The following is a 16464-nucleotide window of genomic DNA, read 5'->3' on the forward strand; positions in this document are numbered from 1 at the left end:
TGCTGCATTCCACAGCAAAACCCCGCCTTATACCCTTTTACACACAGACTTATCCACAACATCATCAGGATCCCGATGCGATCCTGCGAACTGAAAAGGAAGATCAACTATACTAGCGGCAAATATTCTTCCTGGCAGAGCACTCCCTCATGAACACACAACGCCTCGCCCGCGACTGGCGTCTCCCTACCGCAGGGGCGATGCTGCTGGCTATTCTGTTTGCCAGTTTTACCCTGCATACACACTGGAGCGCCTTTATCCAGTGGTGTCTTGCCACTCAAATTACCCTGCACCGTTATCTGGTGATGTATCTGCTGCAGCTGAATAACCACCAGTACAGCGGCGGACTATGGCTCTTAACAGGCGCCTTCCTTTATGGCGTGCTGCACGCCATCGGGCCGGGGCACGGGAAATTCATTGTGACGACCTATCTGACCACTAATAAGGAAAGCGAGCGGGCTGCCCGGGTCGTTCCTTTCCTTGGCAGCCTGATGCAGGGCGTGAGCGCCATTCTGTTTGTCTTTATTCTGGCGGTGGGGTTTAACCTCGCCTCAGGGGATATTAGTACCAGCCGCTGGTATGTAGAGAAGATAAGCGCAGTGCTGATTGGTGTATTCGGCGCGTTCGTCATTTATCAGGCATTAAAGAGCCTGCGTCCGCGCAGAATGACGATCTCAGCCATCAGTCCCCTCCATCAGCACAATGAACACTGTGGCTGCGGCCATCACGGCGTGGGTGCCGACCTGACGCAGGGAGACTGGAAAACTCGCCTGGGGGTGATTCTGGCGATTGGCGCACGCCCGTGCAGTGGGGCAATCATGATTCTGATGTTTTCAAATGCGCTGGGCATTGTCACCTGGGGGATGGCTGCCGTCATGACAATGTCACTGGGAACGGCACTCTCGATTATGGGGCTCTCGCTGGCGGTACGTTATGCCCGTGAACGCACGGTGGCCTGCTTCGGGGGAAATAGCACGTTAAGATGGCTGGTGCCAGCCGTCAAAATAGCCGGCGGGATAGTTCTGATCCTGTTCGCGACCGTTCTCTTCCTGACGGTCATCCCCATCAGCGCCAACGGCGACTATATCGCTGCCGGATGCTAATAAAAGAAAACCCGCCGTTGGCGGGTTTCTTTATTACTCGTTGATGCGTGGATGCTGATCCACCAGCCGGGAGCGTTTTTTCTGCAGCTCTTCAATCTCTGCATCAATGTCTTCAATCTTCTGCTCTACGTTATCGTAGTGCTCACGCAGGATCTCTTTCGCTTCCTGAATATCCGATGCCGCAGGCGTCGCCCCTTTCAGTGGACGGTTCGCCGTCTCCTTCATCGTAATACCGGTAATCAAGCCAATCACCGCGATCACCATCAGGTAATAAGCAGGCATCATCAGATTCTGCGTGCTTTCCACCAGCGAGGCGGCAAGCGTCGGGGTCAGACCGGCAATCAGTACCGAGATGTTAAAGGCTGCCGCCAGCGCACTGTAACGAATATGCGTCGGGAACATCGCAGGCAACGTTGAGGCCATCACCCCGATGAAGCAGTTCAGGATCACCGCCAGCATCAGCAGACCCGCAAAAATCAGCCCCAGCACGTTACTGTTGATCAAAATAAAGGCCGGGATTGCCAGGGCAAACAGCGCCACGCTTCCCAGAATAATGAACGGTCGACGGCCAAAGCGGTCACTCAGCAGACCCATAATCGGCTGCACGAACAGCATACCCACCATGATGGCGATAATAATCAGCACACCGTGATCTTCCGAGTAATGCAGGTTATGCGACAGATAACTCGGCATGTAGGTCAGCAGCATGTAGTAGGTCACGTTGGTCGAAATCACCAGACCAATACAGGTCAGCAGGCTGCGCCAGTGCTTAGTGGCAATCTCTTTGAACGACACCTTCGGACCATCCTGCAGCCCTTCGCGGTCACCCTGCTCCAGTTTCTCAACGTGCTGCTGGAACGCCGGTGTCTCTTCCAGCGCATGACGCAGATACAGACCGATGATCCCCAGCGGCAGCGCGAGGAAGAACGGGATACGCCAGCCCCAGTCGAGGAAGTTCTCTTCACCGACGACGGTTGAAATCAGCACCACGACACCCGCCCCCATCACGAACCCGGCAATCGAGCCGAAGTCCAGCCAGCTCCCCATAAAACCGCGCTTACGGTCCGGGGAATACTCCGCGACGAAGATCGAGGCACCGGTATATTCCCCACCGACGGAGAAACCCTGCGCCATCTTACAGAGCAGCAGCAGAATCGGTGCCCAGATGCCGATCGTGGCATAGGACGGAATCAGGCCGATACAGAAGGTACTTATCGACATGATGACAATGGTGATGGCAAGGATCTTCTGGCGACCGTATTTATCACCGAGCATACCGAAGAACAGACCACCCAGCGGGCGAATAAGGAAAGGAACGGAGAACGTCCCCAGTGCGGCAATCATCTGCAGGCTGGGATCAGCCCCTGGGAAAAACACTTTACCTAACGCGTAGGCCACAAAGCCATAGACACCAAAATCGAACCATTCCATCGCATTACCGAGCGAGGCTGCGGTGATGGCCTTACGCAATTTTGCGTCGTCAATAATAGTGACGTCGCGAAGCGTGATGGGTTTAATCTTTTTCCTTCTCAGCATAGCTATCCTCGTTGACTCGGCCCTGTCTGTTTCACAATCCAGTGTGGGTGCTGTGAACCTTGGGATCCGCTCCATGCGAATCGCCTTATTCAAGCGTAGCAGGTTTACTTACATTGACGTTTATCGTCGATACAACCGAACCTGTTGACGCCTGCCAGGGCAGTTAATGACCTTTTTACCCTACCAGCGTTTATATTTGTGATCAACTTCACACATATATTTATGCTGCGTAAAGTGAAGACATTCTTTGTCAATTTCCGCAAATAAGCACTTTCTCAACCCGTCCCATAGAAACATTTTCATGTTGTCCCCTTTTCTTTTTATCACGACATAAAAAGCCGCTTTTTTACAAGAGATTTACATAAACCCCATCCAGCCAGAACGCGGCGTAAAGTTTACAATCAATATGTGACGCAGATAACTAAAACACTGTTTTATTTTCATTGAATCATTATTCCAGTGATCGCATGATAATTCCCGAAACATAGCGATGAGTGTTTTCTGACAAGAGAAAACCAGAGCGCTTACTGAATTTTGTTGCGGGGTTATCCAATACGAGCCATCAAGAAAACCCTTCATCATTTTGAATTTATTGATTTTTTATTCGCGCCCGCCGCTCGCTACGAGGGGTAACATTGTGAGGGTTGTATATGAAGATTAAAGCCACGATAGAACGTATTCCTGGTGGTATGATGCTGGTCCCCCTGGTACTCGGTGCTATTCTGAATACCTTAGCGCCTGAAACCGGGGCTTATTTTGGCGGTTTCACAAAAGGGATGATTACAGGCACCGTCCCCATCCTGGCAGTCTGGTTCTTTTGTATCGGTGCATCCATTAATTTACGTGCAACAGGCACCGTATTACGCAAATCCGGCACGCTGGTTATAACCAAAATAGCGGTGGCCTGGGTTGTCGCCATGATATGCGCGATGTTCATTCCGGAGAATGGAATTCAGACCGGTTTCTTCGCGGGTTTATCGGTCCTGGCAATTGTCTCGGCGATGGATATGACTAACGGCGGGTTGTATGCCAGCCTGATGAACCAGTACGGAACGAAAGAAGAATCCGGGGCATTTGTCCTGATGTCTCTGGAGTCCGGCCCGCTCATGACGATGCTGATCCTGGGTTCTGCTGGCCTGGCCTCTTTTGAGCCTCACCACTTTGTTGGCGCGATCCTGCCCTTCCTGATCGGTTTCGCCCTCGGGAATCTGGATCACGATCTGCGCGATTTCTTCAGCAAAGCCACACCCGTACTCATCCCGTTCTTTGGTTTTGCGCTGGGCAACACCATCAACCTGAACGTGATCCTTGATACGGGCCTGCTGGGTATTGTGCTGGGGGTTGCGGTCATCATCATCACCGGTATTCCGTTGATTATTGCCGACCGCGTGATTGGCGGCGGAAACGGCACGGCGGGTGTCGCCGCCTCTTCAGCCGCAGGTGCTGCGGTCGCAAACCCGGTGATTATTGCTCAGATTAACCCGGCCTTCGAACCGGTAGCCGCTTCTGCAACGGCACTGGTGGCTGCCAGCGTGATTGTTACCGCGATTCTGGTGCCGATCATCACGGCACTGTACGCGAAACGCTACGGAAACGTGCAAGAGAAAGATGTAGAAAGGAAGGCAGCAGAGCTTCAACATTAACAAACCGCACCAAACCATCCCCTCTCCCCTCTGGGGAGAGGGCCAGAGTGAGGGGTGAGGGGTTCAACCAAAAATCTCCTCCACCATCGCCTCCACCAGACGTTTTGCCGAACACAGCCTCGGCATACCCAGCGCAACGGTCTGCCAGTTTTGCGTAACTGACCAGCTCACCGGGTGTTTATCCGCCTGACACCAGTCACCCAGCCAGCCCAGCATGTCTTTATGATCGATTAAACCCGCCGAAGCGGGTGTGGTCAGCCACTGATGATAGAAATGGCGCGTCGCAGGAGACGCATTGATACCCTGAGCAAGATAATTGGCAGCCATACTGCGTAAATTATCCTTGAGCATGGCCGATACATCGTCCTTCGCCAGACGGCAAGCATCGCCGAAGGCCCCCCAGCGCAACTCTTCCAGGACAATGAAACAACGCCCGGCCAGCGACCAGCCATCATAATGACCGGCTCGCCAGCGAGTGAAAATTTGCTCGCTGTGCTCACCCGCCTGGACGGTCAGTCCACGCTGAGTTAGCGCCTTTTCTTTATAAACGGCACGTTGGGTAAAATGCGATGAGAGCTCAGCGTACTGTTCAAGCAGGCCCGGAGAGGGCTGAGCCCTTAAGTGAGCCTGCTGACGAAGTGTATTCAATTTATCCGCCATCAGCGTAAGCGCAAGATGGCCAGGGTCAAGCATCCCGGCGAGTTTTTCAGCCAGACCGAGGCGCAGGGCAGCATTCTCATTCAGCATTCCGGCCATCGCCCAGGGTCGTAACCGGGTGTGCGTCATGATCTCCTGAGTCAAGCGCTCACGAAACTGCAGTTGCTGCGGCCCCAAATGAGGATGACGCGCAACGTCCACGCCCTGCACAAGATCGACCATAAATTTAGGATGAATACACTCCAGCGTCCGCCCGGGACCGTCCAGTAGCTGTGTTGTCATGGTTGCTCTGCCGCGAATAGAGTTTGAATATCATCGCGTAACAGTCGGGTATCTTCCTGTATCCACGTCGCAGTAGTGATACTTTGCTTCAACAGCTGGCTGAGCGCTCGGGTCGAATGCTCATTTTGTTGACGCACTGCGAGGCTATCACGCAAGCTTTCCTGTAACCCGGTCAGGTATAACGAAAATTCTGCAAAGAACGTCGCCATTCCTGCCGTAACAGAGACATCGACCTGGGCGGACAAAGCTTTACGTATATGTTCACAAAACTGATCAATATGTTGCTTAAATTTGTCATGTAGCTGCGCAATGTCGATAACATAGCGCGTGCGGGTCGCCACATATTCATCCCAGCCCCAGCCCGGATTATTCAGCCAGCGAGAGACGGTCTCACGCATGCTGCCCGCGCCCGATGGCTGTCCTGCAGGGCGGTTGTCCTGCGCGATGGCATCGTTAAACAGCGCCTGCGTATTGACGTTAAGCTGGTTAGCCTGAAAAGCCGGGAAGCTAATCCGCGCCCGAAAGCCGGCATGGCTCAGATGCTCTTTAATACGCGTTTCGATGGGACGCATGGCGTCATTCAGGGAACGCGCCAGCGTAGACTCCAGCTGATCGAAGCGTAACGCCAGCTCCCGGCAGATCTTTGTCTGCGCATCCAGCATGATAAGCTCGCAGGAGGAGCGGATTTTACTCAGGGCAATCTGTGCCTGCCCCTCGTCATCCAGTACCAGCTGCTGTAGTTCTTGCGGTTCGTCACCGCGAGGATTCAACCGATCGTTACCGGCTAAATCAAGGATATTGCGAGCGCTAAACACGTGACCAATCGCCTGGTGAAGCGCTGTTTTTTGGGCCCCCATAAAGTCCGCAGTGGCATTCAGCGCCTGCTCAACTTCATGTTTCACCTCATCGCTCACCACCCGCTGGCGCGTCTGCATCATCGCCATGTCCTCTTCAAGACGCGTAATATTCAGTTCCAGCGCGTCAAAGGCGACCGTCAGCCCCTGATAGCGGAAGTCGAGATATTCCCGGGCATTTTGTGCGTAGTTGAGCAGCTTATGGGACGCCGAGCGCAACGCAAATAACGAGGCATTAGCATAGGCGGCGTAAATCAGTTTGCGTATCGGTTGTTCAAACAGCGAATCTTCCCAGAGCAAATCGGCGGCGTGACGGATATGGCCAATATCATCCAGGTCCGCCGTACGCCAGCGGCGACCGAGGGCGGCTTCGGCAAAATCCTGCACCCAGGGTTGCTCCTGATGATCCGGCAGTTGTCCGTGGGTATTCATCTCGTAGCGAGCGCGGTTCGCCAGATACGCCCACATGGAGGAGACAGGGTAGATCTGGCCAGGCGAAATATTGCCTTTCATTAAGGTGCCGGAGATCATCGCCCGGACCTGCTCTTCATCATCGCTATTGCGATCTTTCTGGTCGAATTTATTCACCAGGGCATACAGAGGCACGGATTTCCCCGCCACCGAAATAGCCTGACGGACCTCTTCATCAGATATAGATTTAAGCTGGGTATAATCCATTACCGCCAGCACCGCCGATGCGCGGGCTAACTGCTCACTCAGCATTTTTTGCAGATGCGGCTGTCCGGCCTCATTAGGCCCAGGGGTATCGAGCAGCGTCAGTTGCCCGAGGTGGGCATCCAGACCCGCAAGATGCACGAACTCCACTTCAATGACCGGAATGTGTTCAATGGCCGCGTATTCTGAAAACGGAAACGCCACGCCCAGCGCCTGAGAGAGTCTGACCAGGTCATTGAGGCTTTTCAGGCAATGAAATATTGGCTGCGCTCCAAGATGATGCTTTTCAAAGGCTTCACCTTTTTCAATGCGTTCCAGCAGCGTATTCATGTCTTTATCAATTTCCAGATGCTGGGCCAGCTTCCCACGATCGTAATCGCATAGTTGTTTCTGCAGCAGCTGGATCAAATCATCAATAGGCGAGACATGTGAGAAATGGAGTACCGGCTCTTTCTGGCCTGGCGTATGACGAATCAGGGTAGGAAGCGCCGTCATTGGGCGGTTGCGATTAGGCAACACTTCGGTCCCCACAATGGCATTAATGGTGGTCGATTTCCCCGCTTTCATGGTACCAACGATAGCCAGAACCATTTCCAGACGTGTTATTTTGCGTAATTCATTATTCAGCATTGCCTGCTGCGCTTCGACACCCCGCGCACTAAAATGCAAAGGCAGAACGTTGTTCTTTTCACCCGTAATAGCGGCCGTCGTGTTCTCCAGCATCGCTGTCGGCATTGACTTCAAGGTATCAAGATTTTGCAGGGCAAGCTGTAACAAACGCTCAGCTTCCTGGCTTAATTCAAAAATGGTCTGTGTGTGCATGATAAAAGCCTTTCCTTAACGCAAATTTATTACTTTTATTAAGCCACTGGTATTAATTATGATGTTCAGGCTTATATGATCACGTGTGGAAAACATGTTCACCGGAATATAACTGATTGAAGATAATCAGAAATAAATGGCTATCCTTGCATGGCGTGTAAAGCTCTCCTCAAGGCCTGACAGCCAAAAGATAAAAAGCGTAGCCCTTTTTAAGAAACTTCAGGATATATCATCATTATTTATCCACCTAAAAAGAACGGGTTATGCCACAACCATACGAAATGCATGGCAGCAAAGACCAAAGATAAATAACAATGTGTTGCTTCACCTTATCCGAAATGAAGGTGCGTAGCAATTTGCCACAATAAAATATTCGATATATTTAGCGACTTCTCTTTCCACCGTGTTAATGACGTTAGCATCGCTTAACTGACTGACAGGAAGTGTCACTCCCGACACATTTTTTGCTTTTTTTTAAATTCAGAATATCACCGACAAACGTGTGGATTTGCGCTATACTTGCCGCCTTTTTCGGCACACTGCCGTCATTTAGCTGGCATTTTCCAGCGTGTTAACACTTTTTTGAGGATACCGATATGTCTCTCCCACACTGCCCGAAATGCAATTCTGAATACACCTATGAAGATAATGGCATGTTCATCTGCCCGGAATGTGCGCATGAATGGAATGATGCCGAACCGGCACAGGATGCAGATGCCCTGATCGTAAAAGATGCGAACGGTAACCTGCTGGCGGATGGCGACAGCGTCACCGTAGTTAAAGATCTGAAAGTCAAAGGCAGCTCTTCCATGCTGAAGATCGGTACCAAAGTGAAGAACATCCGTCTGGTTGAAGGCGATCATAATATCGACTGCAAAATTGACGGCTTCGGTCCGATGAAACTGAAATCTGAGTTCGTGAAAAAGAACTGATTTTTCTCCTGTAGGCTCGATAACCGAAGCGCCGCCGGGCGCTTTTCCGGATGTGCTACGCTTATCCGGCCTACAAAAAAAGAACTACACTTAATGGGCTTTTCTTACGTGAGGTAAAGAATATGCCGTTAAGTCCCTACATCTCCTTCGCCGGCAACTGTGCAGAGGCAACCGCCTTTTATCAGCAGGCCGTCGGCGCTGAACTCCTCTATAAAATCACTTTCGGTGAAATGCCCAAAAGCGACAGCAGTGAAGAAGGCTGTCCGTCCGGCATGCAGTTTCCTGATTCCGCTATCGCCCACTCTAACGTCCGCATTGCGGGCAGCGACATCATGATGAGCGACGGGCAGCCGCCGGGCAGCAACGCGCAGTACGCCGGGTTCACGCTGGTGCTCGACACGCAGGATGTGTCAGAAGGCAAGCGCTGGTTCGACAACCTCGCCGCTGGCGGCAATATCGACATGGCGTGGCAGGAGACCTTCTGGGCGCACGGTTTCGGTAAAGTCACCGATAAATACGGCGTACCGTGGATGATTAACGTCGTTAAGCAGCAGCACTAATTTTCTGGCGGTGGGCGGTCCGCCTCCGCCTGTCATCAAACTCCCCTCAACTCTTCAAATTCCCGCAACCGAGACTTAACCCAAATGTCACATTGATGCGCCAGCATGAGGCCACATTTATCGTGAGGCCCCGCACATGCAAACTGTCATCCGCGTCGAGAAACTGAGCAAGACCTTCAATCACAACAAGGCGCTGCATGCCGTTGATCTGACCGTCCAGCAGGGCGACATGGTGGCGCTTCTCGGCCCTTCTGGCTCAGGTAAATCCACCCTTCTGCGCCATTTAAGCGGTCTTATCACCTGCGATAAAACGCCGGAAAGTCACGTCGAATTGCTGGGCAACACAGTGCAGCGCGCCGGGCGTCTGGCAAGTGATATCCGCAAGAGCCGTGCCCAGACGGGCTACATCTTCCAGCAGTTCAACCTGGTCAATCGCCTGACGGTACTGGAGAACGTGCTGATTGGCGCACTCGGCAGCACACCGTTCTGGCGCACCTGCCTGCGCTGGTTCTCACCTTCCCAGAAGCAGGAAGCTCTTCAGGCGTTGACTCGCGTCGGTATGGCACACCTCGCCCACCAGCGTGTCTCCACCCTGTCCGGTGGACAACAGCAGCGCGTCGCCATCGCCCGCGCCCTGATGCAGAAAGCAAAAATCATTCTGGCCGATGAACCTATCGCCTCGCTGGACCCGGAATCCGCCCGCATCGTGATGGAAACCCTGCGCGACATTAACCAGAACGACGGCATTACCGTGGTGGTAACGCTGCATCAGGTGGATTACGCCCTGCGCTACTGCGAGCGCATTGTCGCCCTGCGTCAGGGCCATGTGTTCTTTGACGGCGCAAGCCATCAGTTTGATAACGACCGTTTTGATCATCTCTACCGCAGCGTAAACCGCGTCGAAGAGCGCGCGCAGGCTGCATAACTCCCCATAACGAGGAATGGAAATGAACTACAAAGCCGTTGCCGCGCTGGCCTTTACCAGCATGTTCAGCATCAGCACCCTGTTAAGCCCGGCGTATGCACAAGAGCAGGAAAAAGCGCTGAACTTCGGCATTATTTCGACGGAATCACAGCAGAACCTGAAGCCTCAGTGGGAACCGTTCCTGAAAGATATGGAAACCAAACTGGGGATCAAAGTGAATGCCTTCTTCGCCCCGGACTACGCGGGCATTATCCAGGGAATGCGCTTTAATAAAGTCGACATCGCCTGGTACGGCAACCTCTCCGCAATGGAAGCGGTGGACCGCGCCAACGGCCAGGTCTTTGCCCAGACCGTTGCGGCAGATGGCTCCCCGGGCTACTGGAGCGTGCTGATCGTGAACAAAGACAGCCCGATCAACAACCTCAACGACATGCTCGCCAAACGCAAAGAGCTGACCTTTGGTAACGGCGACCCGAACTCCACCTCCGGCTTCCTCGTCCCTGGCTACTACGTCTTCGCGAAAAACAACGCCTCCGCCAGCGACTTCAAACGCACCGTCAACGCCAGCCATGAAACCAACGCCCTGGCCGTGGCGAACAAGCAGGTGGATGTTGCCACCAACAACACCGAAAACCTCGACAAGCTGAAAACCTCCGCGCCGGACAAGCTGAAAGAACTGAAGGTGATCTGGAAATCGCCGCTGATCCCGGGCGACCCGATCGTCTGGCGTAAAAACCTCTCCGAAAGCACCAAGGACAAGGTGTACGACTTCTTTATGAACTACGGCAAAACGCCGGAAGAGAAAGCGGTTCTTGAGAAACTGGGCTGGGCACCGTTCCGCGCCTCCAGCGACCTTCAGCTGGTCCCGATTCGCCAGCTGGCGCTGTTTAAACAGATGCAGGCCGTGAAGGACAACAAAGGGCTCAAGGAAGAAGAGAAGACCAGCAAAGTCTCTGACATTCAGGCCCAGCTGGAAGACCTCGACCGCCTGACCGCGGCACTCGGCGCCATGACCAGCGTAAATAAAGCGGTGCAGTAGTTTCTTTTCCCCCTCTCCCCGTGGGAGAGGGCCGGGGTGAGGGCATCAGCGCGCACATTTCCCCCTCACCCTAACCCTCTCCCTCAAGGGAGAGGGAATTAAAACCCAAGGAGCCAACATGCAAACCATTACCCTCCCACCGCCAAAGCGCAGCTGGTTCTCGCTCATAAGCTGGGCCATCCTGCTGGCGGTGCTGGTTATCTCCTGGAAGGGCGCAGAAATGGATCCCCTGCTGCTCTTCAAAGATTCCGGCAACATGGCCACCTTCGCCGCCGACTTCTTCCCACCGGATTTCAGCCAGTGGCAGGACTATCTCAGCGAAATGGCCATTACCCTGCAAATTGCCGTCTGGGGCACCGCCCTTGCCGTCATTCTCTCCATTCCGTTTGGCCTGATGAGCGCGGAAAACATCGTGCCGTGGTGGGTATACCAGCCGATGCGTCGCCTGATGGATGCCTGCCGCGCGATCAACGAAATGGTCTTTGCGATGCTGTTCGTGGTGGCCGTGGGTCTGGGTCCGTTCGCGGGCGTCATGGCGTTGTTCATCCACACCACCGGGGTGCTCTCCAAGCTGCTCTCGGAAGCGGTCGAAGCCATTGAGCCCGGCCCGGTGGAAGGCATCCGCGCCACCGGCGCCAACAAAATCGAAGAGATCCTCTACGGCGTCCTGCCGCAGGTGATGCCACTGCTGATCTCCTACTCGCTGTACCGCTTTGAGTCCAACGTTCGCTCCGCCACGGTCGTCGGCATGGTCGGCGCAGGCGGAATCGGCGTCACCCTGTGGGAAGCGATTCGCGGTTTCCAGTTCCAGCAAACCTGCGCCCTGATGGTGCTCATCATTGTCACCGTCAGCCTGCTGGATTTCCTCTCTCAACGTTTGCGTAAGCACTTCATCTGAGAAGCGAGGCTTTGTTTTCTATGTACTTATCCAGACATCCGACCAGTTACCCAACCCGTTGGCAAGAAATTGCGGCAAAGCTCGAAGTGGAACTGCGCACGCACTACCGCTGCGGAGACTACCTGCCCGCCGAGCAGCAGCTTGCGGATCGCTATGAAGTGAATCGCCACACCCTGCGCCGCGCCATTGACCAGCTGGTCGAGCGCGGCTGGGTGCAACGCCGTCAGGGCGTGGGCGTGCTGGTGCTGATGCGCCCGTTCGACTATCCGCTCAATGCCCAGGCGCGCTTTAGTCAGAACCTGCTGGATCAGGGCAGCCATCCCACCAGCGAAAAGCTGCTCTCGGTTCTGCGCCCGGCCTCCAGCCATGTGGCGGACGCGCTGGGCATTCAGGAAGGCGATAACGTCATCCACCTGCGCACGTTGCGCCGCGTCAACGGCGTAGCGGTATGCCAGATTGACCACTACTTCGCGGACCTCGCCCTCTGGCCAGTGCTGCAAAACTTTTCCAGCGGTTCCCTGCACGACTTTCTGCAGGATGCCACGGGCATCGCCCTCAAGCGCACCCAGACGCGTATCAGCGCCCGCCGCGCGCAGGCTAAAGAGAGCAAAGTGCTCGAAATCCCCAATATGGCGCCGCTGCTCTGCGTGCGCACCCTCAACCACCGTGACGGCGAGGTCAATGCGACGGAATATTCCGTCAGCCTGACCCGTGCCGACATGATCGAATTCACTATGGAGCACTGAATGCACGTCGATACCGCCACCCGACAGCGCTGGATGCGTGTGCTGGCCCACAGCCAGCCTGCTGCCCTGCGCGATCGCATGAACGCCCTGAGCCTGACGCCAGACTACGACACTATCCGCGCACCGGAAATTGGCCTGGTGCAGATCCAGGCCCGGATGGGCGGCACAGGGCAGCGCTTTTTTGCGGGAGACGCCCCCCTCACCCGCGCCGCGATCCGCCTGAACAGCGGCACGCTGGGCTACAGCTACGTGCTGGGACGCGATAAAGCACACGCCGAGCGCTGCGCAGTGATAGACGCCCTTTTGCAGGAACAAACGCATTTTCAGACGTTAATGGAAACCCTTATTGCCCCGCTGGAAGCTGACCGCGCCGCACGACTTGCCGCACGTCAGGCCGAAGTGAATACCAGTCGGGTCGACTTCTTTACGCTCGTTCGCGGAGACAACGCATGACGCTTCAACCTGCTTTTACCCTTGCCGTCCAGGATGCCCAACAAAGTTTTCGTCGCCTGCTGAAAGCCATGAGCGAGCCGGGGGTGATTGTCTCGCTGCATCAGCTTTCACAGGGCTGGCTGCCGCTGAATCTGGCGACCACCAGCGTGTTGCTGACCCTTGCCGACAACGACACGCCGGTGTGGCTGTCAGGCGCCTTATCTAATGACATCGCCAGCCAGAACCTGCGTTTTCACACCAGTGCTCCGCTGGTTGAGCAACCGCGACAGGCGGTCTTTGCCGTGGCCGACGAACACATCAGCCACGAGCAGCTCAACGCCCTGAGCGAAGGGAGCGCCGTTGCACCGGAAACCAGCGCCACGCTGATTCTGCAGGTCTCCAGCCTGAGCGGAGGCCGCATGCTCCGCCTGACCGGTGCAGGTATCGCCGATGAACGCATGGTTGCGCCGCAGCTGCCGGAATGCATCATTCATGAGCTGACCGAACGCCCGCACCCGTTCCCGCTGGGCATAGACCTGATCCTGACCTGCGGCGAGCGTCTGCTCGCCATCCCGCGGACCACCCACGTGGAGGTGTGCTGATGTACGTTGCCGTTAAAGGGGGCGAAAAGGCGATCGCCGCCGCCCATGCCTTGCAGGAACACAGACGACGGGGCGATAAAAAACTGCCCGAACTGAGCGTCGCCCAGATTGAGCAGCAGCTGAACCTGGCCGTTGACCGGGTGATGACCGAAGGCGGCGTCGCCGATCGCGAGCTGGCGGCGCTGGCGCTGAAGCAGGCCAGCGGCGATAACGTCGAAGCCATCTTTCTGCTGCGCGCCTGGCGCACCACGGTTCCCCGCTTCACGGCGAGCGAGCCGCTGAATACGGCGCAGATGCGCCTGGAGCGCCGTATTTCTGCCGTTTATAAAGACATCCCCGGCGGCCAGCAGCTTGGCCCCACCTACGATTACACCCATCGCCTGCTGGATTTTACCCTGCTGGCGAACGGCGAAGCGCCACGGCTCAGCACCACGGATGCCGAACAGGAGCCGTCTCCGCACGTCTTCAGCCTGCTGGCAAACCAGGGGCTGGCGAAAGCGGAAGAAGATTCGGGTACCGCGCCGGATGACATCACCCGCACGCCGCCAGTTTTCCCGTGCTCGCGCTCCTCGCGTCTGCAGCAGCTGATGCGCGGCGACGAAGGCTATCTGCTGGCGCTGGCCTACTCCACCCAGCGCGGCTATGGGCGTAACCACCCGTTTGCGGCCGAAATTCGCAGCGGTTATATCGACGTGGAAATTGTGCCGGAAGAGCTGGGTTTTGCGGTGAACGTCGGCGAACTGCTGATGACCGAATGCGAAATGGTTAACGGCTTTGTCGCGCCAGAGAATGAAGACCCGCACTTTACCCGCGGCTACGGGCTAGTGTTTGGCCTGAGCGAACGCAAAGCCATGGCGATGGCGCTGGTCGACCGCGCCCTGCAGGCACCGGACTACGGCGAGCACATCGCCGGCCCGGCGCAGGATGAGGAGTTCGTGCTGGCCCATGCAGACAACGTTGAGGCCGCCGGTTTCGTCTCGCACCTCAAGCTGCCGCACTACGTCGATTTCCAGGCCGAACTGGAACTGCTGAAACGTCTGCAACGGGAGCGCGCCAATGGCTAACTTAAGCGGCTACAACTTTGCCTATCTGGATGAGCAAACCAAACGCATGATCCGCCGCGCCATCCTCAAAGCGGTTGCCATTCCGGGCTACCAGGTACCGTTCGGCGGCCGCGAGATGCCAATGCCCTACGGCTGGGGCACCGGCGGTATTCAGTTGACCGCCAGCGTGATCGGGGAAGCCGACGTGCTTAAGGTCATCGACCAGGGGGCAGACGACACCACCAACGCCGTTTCGATCCGCAACTTCTTCAGGCGCGTGACCGGCGTAGCGACCACTGAAAAAACCGAAGACGCAACGCTGATCCAGACCCGCCACCGCATTCCGGAAACCCCGCTGACTGAAGATCAGATTCTGATTTTCCAGGTGCCGATCCCGGAGCCGCTGCGCTTTATCGAGCCGCGGGAAACCGAAACCCGCACCATGCACGCGCTGGAAGAGTACGGCGTGATGCAGGTGAAGCTTTACGAGGACATCGCCCGCTTCGGCCATATCGCCACCACCTACGCCTACCCGGTGAAGGTCAACGGGCGCTATGTGATGGACCCGTCGCCAATCCCGAAATTCGATAACCCGAAGATGGACATGATGCCAGCCCTGCAGCTCTTTGGCGCCGGGCGTGAAAAACGCATCTATGCCGTACCGCCTTACACCCGTGTGGAGAGTCTCGATTTTGATGACCACCCGTTTACGGTGCAGGCGTGGGACGAGCCATGCGCCATCTGCGGATCCCAACATAGCTACCTGGATGAAGTGGTGCTGGATGACACGGGCAAACGGATGTTCGTCTGCTCCGACACCGATTTCTGCCGCCAACAGAGCGAGGCGAACAGCCAATGAAACCGCTGCTTTCGGTTAATAACCTGACTCACCTATTCGCGCCGGGCAAAGGCTTCAGCGACGTGTCGTTCGAGCTGTGGCCGGGCGAAGTGCTGGGGATTGTCGGCGAGTCCGGCTCCGGCAAAACCACGCTTCTCAAGTCCCTCTCCGCGCGCCTGACGCCGCAGAACGGTGAGATTTTATATGAGGGCACGTCGCTGTATGGCATGAGCGAGGCCGAGCGCCGTCGCCTGCTGCGTACCGAGTGGGGCGTAGTGCATCAGCACCCAATGGACGGGCTGCGCCGCCAGGTTTCAGCGGGAGGCAACATCGGCGAACGACTGATGGCCACCGGCGCGCGCCACTACGGTCACATCCGCGCCACCGCGCAGCACTGGCTGGAGGAGGTTGAAATCCCCGCCTCGCGTATCGACGACCTGCCCACCACTTTCTCCGGCGGCATGCAGCAGCGTTTACAGATCGCCCGCAACCTGGTCACCCATCCGAAGCTGGTGTTTATGGATGAGCCCACCGGCGGGCTGGACGTCTCGGTTCAGGCGCGCCTGCTCGATCTGCTGCGCGGCCTGGTGGTGGAGTTGAACCTGGCGGTGGTGATTGTCACCCACGATTTGGGCGTCGCACGCCTGCTGGCGGACCGTCTGCTGGTGATGAAGCAGGGTCAGGTGGTGGAAAGTGGGCTGACCGACCGCGTGCTCGACGATCCCCATCATCCGTACACCCAGCTGCTGGTGTCGTCCGTATTGCAGAATTGAGGGCGCTGTCCCCGGGTGGCGCTGCGCTTACCCGGCCTACGAACACCGCGCCTGTAGGCCGGGTAAGGCGAAGCCGCCACCCGGCAAAACGAATCTCGAGGCCA

General features: G+C 56.0%; 16 protein-coding genes. 13 read left to right on the forward strand and 3 right to left on the reverse strand.

Features of this window, described 5'->3' with window-relative positions:
• Positions 1–149: 149 nt before the first annotated feature.
• Complete coding sequence (locus ACOTYN_RS12370; protein WP_071922683.1) at positions 150–1103, forward strand: nickel/cobalt transporter; 954 nt, start codon at positions 150–152, stop codon at positions 1101–1103.
• A gap of 33 nt (positions 1104–1136) precedes the next feature.
• On the opposite strand, the gene proP is transcribed toward ACOTYN_RS12370, so the two are convergent.
• Positions 1137–2639 carry a glycine betaine/L-proline transporter ProP gene (gene proP / locus ACOTYN_RS12375; protein ID WP_014882193.1) on the reverse strand — a complete coding sequence of 501 codons (1503 nt, stop codon included), beginning with the start codon at positions 2637–2639 and terminating at the stop codon, positions 1137–1139.
• Between the two features lie 650 nt (positions 2640–3289).
• On the opposite strand from proP, the gene kdgT reads away from it, so the two are divergent.
• Positions 3290–4282: a 2-keto-3-deoxygluconate transporter gene (gene kdgT / locus ACOTYN_RS12380; RefSeq protein WP_014882192.1), complete on the forward strand. Its 993-nt coding sequence runs from the start codon at positions 3290–3292 to the stop codon at positions 4280–4282.
• A gap of 63 nt (positions 4283–4345) precedes the next feature.
• Here kdgT and ACOTYN_RS12385 read toward each other — a convergent pair whose 3' ends face one another.
• Together ACOTYN_RS12385 and crfC are read right to left on the reverse strand one after the other, a co-directional pair.
• Positions 4346–5221: a diguanylate cyclase regulator RdcB family protein gene (locus tag ACOTYN_RS12385; protein ID WP_032637716.1), complete on the reverse strand. Its 876-nt coding sequence runs from the start codon at positions 5219–5221 to the stop codon at positions 4346–4348.
• On the reverse strand, positions 5218–7572 hold the full coding sequence (gene crfC, locus ACOTYN_RS12390) for a clamp-binding protein CrfC (protein WP_014882190.1): 2355 nt from the start codon (positions 7570–7572) through the stop codon (positions 5218–5220). The genes ACOTYN_RS12385 and crfC overlap by 4 nt, the downstream gene beginning before the upstream one ends.
• Before the next feature lie 596 nt (positions 7573–8168).
• On the opposite strand from crfC, the gene ACOTYN_RS12395 reads away from it, so the two are divergent.
• The 11 genes from ACOTYN_RS12395 (at position 8169) to phnK (ending at position 16360) form a co-directional block, all read left to right on the forward strand.
• The gene (locus ACOTYN_RS12395) at positions 8169–8504 is read left to right on the forward strand and encodes a zinc ribbon domain-containing protein YjdM (protein ID WP_008500067.1); all 336 of its coding nucleotides are present in this window, start codon (positions 8169–8171) and stop codon (positions 8502–8504) included.
• A gap of 122 nt (positions 8505–8626) precedes the next feature.
• Positions 8627–9064, forward strand: coding sequence for a VOC family metalloprotein YjdN (yjdN, locus tag ACOTYN_RS12400; RefSeq protein WP_014882189.1), 438 nt, complete (start codon positions 8627–8629; stop codon positions 9062–9064).
• 136 nt (positions 9065–9200) lie between these two features.
• Positions 9201–9989 (forward strand): phosphonate ABC transporter ATP-binding protein, encoded by a 789-nt coding sequence (gene phnC, locus ACOTYN_RS12405; RefSeq protein ID WP_045282277.1) that lies wholly within the window; start codon positions 9201–9203, stop codon positions 9987–9989.
• Positions 9990–10011: 22 nt separating this feature from the next.
• Complete coding sequence (phnD, locus tag ACOTYN_RS12410) at positions 10012–11028, forward strand: phosphonate ABC transporter substrate-binding protein (protein ID WP_045135406.1); 1017 nt, start codon at positions 10012–10014, stop codon at positions 11026–11028.
• 118 nt (positions 11029–11146) lie between these two features.
• Positions 11147–11926 (forward strand): phosphonate ABC transporter, permease protein PhnE, encoded by a 780-nt coding sequence (gene phnE / locus ACOTYN_RS12415; RefSeq protein WP_023331823.1) that lies wholly within the window; start codon positions 11147–11149, stop codon positions 11924–11926.
• A 20-nt stretch (positions 11927–11946) separates the two neighbouring features.
• Complete coding sequence (gene phnF / locus ACOTYN_RS12420) at positions 11947–12672, forward strand: phosphonate metabolism transcriptional regulator PhnF (RefSeq protein ID WP_014882185.1); 726 nt, start codon at positions 11947–11949, stop codon at positions 12670–12672.
• Positions 12673–13125 (forward strand): phosphonate C-P lyase system protein PhnG, encoded by a 453-nt coding sequence (gene phnG, locus ACOTYN_RS12425; RefSeq protein WP_014882184.1) that lies wholly within the window; start codon positions 12673–12675, stop codon positions 13123–13125.
• Positions 13122–13706, forward strand: a complete 585-nt coding sequence (phnH, locus tag ACOTYN_RS12430; protein WP_023331820.1) for a phosphonate C-P lyase system protein PhnH — start codon at positions 13122–13124, stop codon at positions 13704–13706. The genes phnG and phnH overlap by 4 nt, the downstream gene beginning before the upstream one ends.
• Entirely contained in the window at positions 13706–14770 is a 1065-nt protein-coding gene (locus ACOTYN_RS12435) for a carbon-phosphorus lyase complex subunit PhnI (protein WP_071922685.1), read from the forward strand. The genes phnH and ACOTYN_RS12435 overlap by 1 nt, the downstream gene beginning before the upstream one ends.
• Positions 14763–15608 carry an alpha-D-ribose 1-methylphosphonate 5-phosphate C-P-lyase PhnJ gene (gene phnJ, locus ACOTYN_RS12440; RefSeq protein WP_047027971.1) on the forward strand — a complete coding sequence of 282 codons (846 nt, stop codon included), beginning with the start codon at positions 14763–14765 and terminating at the stop codon, positions 15606–15608. The genes ACOTYN_RS12435 and phnJ overlap by 8 nt, the downstream gene beginning before the upstream one ends.
• Complete coding sequence (phnK, locus tag ACOTYN_RS12445) at positions 15605–16360, forward strand: phosphonate C-P lyase system protein PhnK (protein ID WP_071922686.1); 756 nt, start codon at positions 15605–15607, stop codon at positions 16358–16360. Before phnJ ends, phnK begins: the two co-directional genes overlap by 4 nt.
• Positions 16361–16464 lie beyond the last annotated feature (104 nt).

Origin of the sequence: Enterobacter cloacae complex sp. IR5458 (genome assembly GCF_049238025.1) — a bacterium.
Taxonomy (GTDB): domain Bacteria; phylum Pseudomonadota; class Gammaproteobacteria; order Enterobacterales; family Enterobacteriaceae; genus Enterobacter; species Enterobacter kobei.

What these genes read in the sequence shown, in the direction of transcription:
- ACOTYN_RS12370 (WP_071922683.1), top strand. Translation starts at nt 150, where the DNA reads ATGAACACACAACGCCTCGCCCGCGACTGGCGTCTCCCTACCGCAGGG.
- proP (WP_014882193.1), bottom strand. Translation starts at nt 2,639, where the DNA reads ATGCTGAGAAGGAAAAAGATTAAACCCATCACGCTTCGCGACGTCACT.
- kdgT (WP_014882192.1), top strand. Translation starts at nt 3,290, where the DNA reads ATGAAGATTAAAGCCACGATAGAACGTATTCCTGGTGGTATGATGCTG.
- ACOTYN_RS12385 (WP_032637716.1), bottom strand. Translation starts at nt 5,221, where the DNA reads ATGACAACACAGCTACTGGACGGTCCCGGGCGGACGCTGGAGTGTATT.
- crfC (WP_014882190.1), bottom strand. Translation starts at nt 7,572, where the DNA reads ATGCACACACAGACCATTTTTGAATTAAGCCAGGAAGCTGAGCGTTTG.
- ACOTYN_RS12395 (WP_008500067.1), top strand. Translation starts at nt 8,169, where the DNA reads ATGTCTCTCCCACACTGCCCGAAATGCAATTCTGAATACACCTATGAA.
- yjdN (WP_014882189.1), top strand. Translation starts at nt 8,627, where the DNA reads ATGCCGTTAAGTCCCTACATCTCCTTCGCCGGCAACTGTGCAGAGGCA.
- phnC (WP_045282277.1), top strand. Translation starts at nt 9,201, where the DNA reads ATGCAAACTGTCATCCGCGTCGAGAAACTGAGCAAGACCTTCAATCAC.
- phnD (WP_045135406.1), top strand. Translation starts at nt 10,012, where the DNA reads ATGAACTACAAAGCCGTTGCCGCGCTGGCCTTTACCAGCATGTTCAGC.
- phnE (WP_023331823.1), top strand. Translation starts at nt 11,147, where the DNA reads ATGCAAACCATTACCCTCCCACCGCCAAAGCGCAGCTGGTTCTCGCTC.
- phnF (WP_014882185.1), top strand. Translation starts at nt 11,947, where the DNA reads ATGTACTTATCCAGACATCCGACCAGTTACCCAACCCGTTGGCAAGAA.
- phnG (WP_014882184.1), top strand. Translation starts at nt 12,673, where the DNA reads ATGCACGTCGATACCGCCACCCGACAGCGCTGGATGCGTGTGCTGGCC.
- phnH (WP_023331820.1), top strand. Translation starts at nt 13,122, where the DNA reads ATGACGCTTCAACCTGCTTTTACCCTTGCCGTCCAGGATGCCCAACAA.
- ACOTYN_RS12435 (WP_071922685.1), top strand. Translation starts at nt 13,706, where the DNA reads ATGTACGTTGCCGTTAAAGGGGGCGAAAAGGCGATCGCCGCCGCCCAT.
- phnJ (WP_047027971.1), top strand. Translation starts at nt 14,763, where the DNA reads ATGGCTAACTTAAGCGGCTACAACTTTGCCTATCTGGATGAGCAAACC.
- phnK (WP_071922686.1), top strand. Translation starts at nt 15,605, where the DNA reads ATGAAACCGCTGCTTTCGGTTAATAACCTGACTCACCTATTCGCGCCG.